Source organism: Oerskovia sp. NPDC056781, from assembly GCF_042789955.1.
Lineage (GTDB): Bacteria > Actinomycetota > Actinomycetes > Actinomycetales > Cellulomonadaceae > Oerskovia > Oerskovia rustica.
Genome location: NZ_JBHUAD010000284.1, coordinates 1 through 4,432 on the forward strand (window position 1 = coordinate 1; position 4,432 = coordinate 4,432).

A 4,432-nucleotide genomic window follows, 5' to 3' on the forward strand; every position below is an offset into this window, starting at 1 on the left:
GTACCGGGCTTCTCGGCGACGACCGCGCACGCCCACGGGTCCTTGGTGGGGTCGTTGAACGAGACGCTCGTCGTCCCGTCCGGCTGGACGCCCACGGTGGGCCCCTGCCCGTCGTTCGGCCCGACGGTCCACGCCCCGTACTCCTGCCGGGGCTCGCCCGCGACGCCCAGCGCCGAGGCCACCTTCTCGGCGGTCTCGGCCGAGAAGGTGCCTGCGGCGTCGAAAGCCCACGCGGGAGCCGACGTGCCCTCGGTCCCGAGCCCTGCGGACGTGAACACGGTCCGCCCCCCGAAGCCGGGCATGCTCGACATCTTCGCGTCGGCGGCGCCCATGGCCACCCCCTCGGGCGCGGCCCCTCGGTTGCCCGCCGCGACGTCCTGGAGGGCGATGGGCGCGTCCGCGGTCGCGACCGAGGACCCACCCGAGCCGCCCGCGCTCCCGAGCGCGTACCCCCCGACACCGAACGCGAGCACGCCCGCGACGGCCGCGGCCGCCGCCCCGACGAGCGGCACACGGCGCCGCTTCTTCTCGCGGTGCACGGCGAGCTCGTCGGGCGCGTCGCCCGACGGCGTCGCACCGGTCGTGACGTCCGGCTCCCCCGGGTCGGTGGTCGGTGCGGGACCGTAGGACTCCCCCAGGTGCGCCCGCACGGTCGCGTCCTTCGCGGCGATGGCCGCGAGGTCGGGGGTCACGGTCGCGGCCGGGTCGGCGTCGCGGACGCGCTCGTACGCCTCGTCCGGGGTCCGACCGGCGTCGGGTCCGGTTCCGGGGGCAGATCCTGTGGCCTGGTCGTCGGTGCTCATCGGGAGCCTCCAGCTCGTCGATCCGGGGGCCCGGATCCTCTACCCCGTCTGTGTCGTCACCGCTCGGACTCTTGCACGGGCCGCGGGGACTGCGCGGCGGCGCGGGCGCGGACCTGGGCGACGGGCAGCTCGCCCGTGTCGCCGGCGCGCGCCTGCGCCGCCCAGGCGTCCCGCAGACGGGAGCGCGCCCGGGACAGGGCGGCGTCCGCGCCGCCGCGGCTCACGCCCAGCACCTGCGCGAGCTGGTCGCCCGTGAGTCCGTCCCAGGCGTTGAGGAGCAGGATGCGCCGGTCGCGCGGGGCGAGCACGCCGAGCACGCGGCGCACGTGGTCGTCGGACAGCGCCAGGGACTGCGGGTCGACGTCGTCGGCCTCCTCGGGCACGTCGGCCACGAGCACGGGACGCATCTTGCGTCGGTGGTTGGCGAGGACGAAGCCTGCCGTGCGGTAGAGCCAGGGCAGCTCGGCCCCTTCGGGGACGTCCTCCCGGCGCCTCCAGGCCGTCGCGAACACCTCCGCGGTGAGGTCCTCGGTGTCCGGGGCGGCTCCTCCCGCACCCGCGGGGAGCCTGCGCCGGAAGTAGCGGTAGACGGCAGTCGTGTGCGCGGTGAAGAGCGCCTCGAACCAGGCGTCGTCGCGGGTCGGGGGCGTCACTGAGGCTCCAGGTGGGATTGCCGGCATCGTCAACCTCCCTGTGTCGTGGCACCGTCGATCCTTGCAGGAACGCCGCGGACCACCGTCGGACCGTGCAGCCCGCGTCCGCGCGTGCTGCTCCGATCATGCCTCTACCCTGATGCCATGAGCGCCACCGACGACGCAGGCCCGACGACGCCACCGACCTCTCGCCGTCCGCGTCGCAAGGGGCGTCGTGCAGGCTGGATCGTCCTCACGATCTTCCTGATCCTGGTCGGGTTGCTGGTGTGCGCGGGCCTCCTGGTGCGCGACGCGCTCGCCGCCCGCTCGTCCCTGACCGACGCGATCGACCGGCTGCCCGCGGTCGAGGAGGCGCTCCGTGCCGGCGACGGCACCGCCGCAGAGGCGGCGCTCGCCGAGGTCCAGCCCCTCACGGCCGACGCCCGCAGCCACACCGACGGCCCTCTGTGGTGGGTGGCTGGTCGTCTGCCGTTCGTCGGTGCCGACGTGAGCGCGTTCTCGACCGCGGCCTGGGCGGTCGACGAGATCACGCAGGACGTCCTGCCTCCCCTCACCGGGGCCGCGGCGCTCGTCTCGGAGGGTGGGATCCAGGTCCAGGGCGGGACGGTCGACCTCGCGCCCCTCACCGCGGCCGCACCGGCGGTCGCCGAGGCAGCCGACACCATGTCGACCGTCGTCGGGCGCGTCGGCGACATCGACGTGTCCGCGCTGCAGGACGTGCTCGCCGGCCCGGTCTCCGACCTCCAGGACAAGGTGTGGACGCTCGACGGGCTCGTGGCGACCGCCGACCGCGCGACGACTCTCCTGCCCGCCATGCTCGGGGGCGACGGGCCACGGACCTACCTCGTCATGGCGCTCAACAGCGCCGAGCTCCGCTCCCCCGGCGGCATCCCGGGGTCGTTCGCCGTGATCGGCACCGACGCGGGGCGCATCACGCTGCTCGACCAGGCCTCGACGCAGGACGTGGGCCCCTTCCCGGAGGGCATCGGCCCCCTGGCCCCGGCCGACGAGGAGCTCTTCGGCCCGAACATGGCCGTCTACGTCCAGGACACCGTGTACACGCCCGACTTCCCCACCGCGGCTCCCCTGGCTGCGGCGATGTGGGAAGCCTCGAAGGGGCAGGCCGTCGACGGCGTCCTGACCCTCGACCCCGTCGCGCTCTCCTACCTGCTCGAGGCCACCGGCCCGATCGACGTCGCGGGCGCCACGATCGACGCCGGCAACGCGGTCGACGTCCTCCTCTCCGACGCCTACGCGGAGCTCGAGCCCGGCCCCGAGACGGACGCGTTCTTCGCCGCGGTGGCCGCACAGGTCCTCACCACGGCCCTGTCGGGCGACACGGACCCGCAGAGCCTGCTCGGTGCGGTCCAGCGCGCGACGAGCGAGCACCGCGCCCTCGTGTGGTCGAGCCACGAGGAGGAGCAGTCGATGCTCGCCGACACCGTGGTCTCCGGCGACATCTCGTCGTCCGACCGCGCCGCGGACACCGTGGGCGTCTTCTTCAACGACGCGACCGCGGGAAAGATGAGCTACTACCTCGACTCGAGCGTGCAGCACGTGTCGAGCGAGTGCACGGCCTCTGGCCGCGCGGACACGTTCCAGGTCGACCTCACGTCGACGGCCCCCGCCGACGCCGCGAACGACCTGCCCTGGTACGTCACCGGTGGCGGGATCTCCGGGACCCCGCCCGGGAGCATCCGCACCGACCTGTACCTCTACCCGCCCCGCGGGGGGCGCATCCTGAACGTGACCGCCGACGGGACGCTCGCAGGCAGCAAGGTCGTCGAGAACCAGGGCCGCGCCGTCGCGACGCTCCCGCGAGAGCTCGCCCCGGGGCAGAGCACGAGCGTGACGTTCCAGGTCACGACCACCGACGGCGACGGTTCGTCGGGCACCCGACGGATCGATCTCTGGTCGACCCCGACCGTCGACCAGCCGGGGCTCGCGACGATCGAGGTCCCGGTCTGCGGATGACCGCGGAAATCACGGCGAGACAACGATTTCCCAGGAATGCCTTTTCACCCGGACAACCGTCCACTTCCTGACCGATAGTCGCTACCCTCAAAAGTCCAGGGTCCAGTGACGGTACGAAGGCGCGCCGAGGCTCAGACCCTCCCATTCATCGACCGCCACGACCAAGACTGGTGAAGACGCCATGAGCACTTCAAGGACCACACTCTGGGCGCGAGGGCTACTCGTCGCAGGGCTCGTGGGTGCGACGGCTCTCGTCGGCCCCGCGGCGAACGCCTCCGTCGAGTCCCCCGACCCGACCCCGACCGGGGGCGACTACGTCGAGACGACGCCGCCCCCCACGATCGAGCTCACGGTGCTCCAGCCCGTGTGCGACGGCGACGTGCCCTACCTCGAGTACGACGTCGACGTGACGGGCACCCCGAACGACACCGTGACCATCACGTGGCTCAACCCGTCGGGCGCGAACGTCGTCCAGGCCGGGCTGCCCCTCTCCGGCCGTGTCCTGTGGCCCGGAGCCACCGTGGACGACGCCGGCAACCCCACGGGCTGGCCGGGCTGGGTGTTCGAGAACGGCGAGTGGGTCGAGGGTGGCACCTTCGGCTGGGTCCGCCCGACCGTGAACGTCCTCTTCCAGGTCAACCCCGAGACCACGGTCTCGGTGGACTACCCGCCGTCGAGCCCCAACTGCAACACGAACCCTCCGGGCAAGACGACGCCTCCGGGGACGACGACCGTCGACGGCAAGGTCACGACCGTCTCCGACAAGGCCGGCGCCGAGGAGAGCGGGCTCGCCGCGACGGGCGCGACGGTCGGCAAGTTCGTCGGCATCGGCGCGGCGCTCCTGCTGGTCGGTGGCGGACTCGTGCTGGTCGCGCGTCGCGGACGCAAGAGCGACGCCTGACGCACCGCGCACAGCAGGTGCTGGAGTACAAGAAGCTGTACCGCATCCACACCGCGCACGGCTGGTCGTGGCTGCGCACCTGGGTCAGGGACGGCCGGTTC

At 73.2% G+C, this 4,432-nt stretch carries 3 protein-coding genes and 1 pseudogene; 2 read left to right on the forward strand and 2 right to left on the reverse strand.

Going from position 1 to position 4,432, the window contains the following annotated elements:
* Positions 1–803: pseudogene (locus ACFRCR_RS17150) on the reverse strand (hypothetical protein); the annotation flags it as partial.
* Between the two features lie 56 nt (positions 804–859).
* On the reverse strand, positions 860–1,456 hold the full coding sequence (locus ACFRCR_RS17155; RefSeq protein ID WP_377679217.1) for an RNA polymerase sigma factor: 597 nt from the start codon (positions 1,454–1,456) through the stop codon (positions 860–862).
* Between the two features lie 144 nt (positions 1,457–1,600).
* Here ACFRCR_RS17155 and ACFRCR_RS17160 point away from each other — a divergent pair, with 144 nt between their 5' ends.
* On the forward strand, positions 1,601–3,430 hold the full coding sequence (locus tag ACFRCR_RS17160; protein WP_377679219.1) for a DUF4012 domain-containing protein: 1,830 nt from the start codon (positions 1,601–1,603) through the stop codon (positions 3,428–3,430).
* Positions 3,431–3,611: 181 nt separating this feature from the next.
* Positions 3,612–4,331, forward strand: a complete 720-nt coding sequence (locus ACFRCR_RS17165) for a peptidase (protein ID WP_377679221.1) — start codon at positions 3,612–3,614, stop codon at positions 4,329–4,331.
* Positions 4,332–4,432: the final 101 nt, after the last annotated feature.

What these genes read in the sequence shown, in the direction of transcription:
- ACFRCR_RS17160 (WP_377679219.1), top strand. Translation starts at nt 1,601, where the DNA reads ATGAGCGCCACCGACGACGCAGGCCCGACGACGCCACCGACCTCTCGC.
- ACFRCR_RS17165 (WP_377679221.1), top strand. Translation starts at nt 3,612, where the DNA reads ATGAGCACTTCAAGGACCACACTCTGGGCGCGAGGGCTACTCGTCGCA.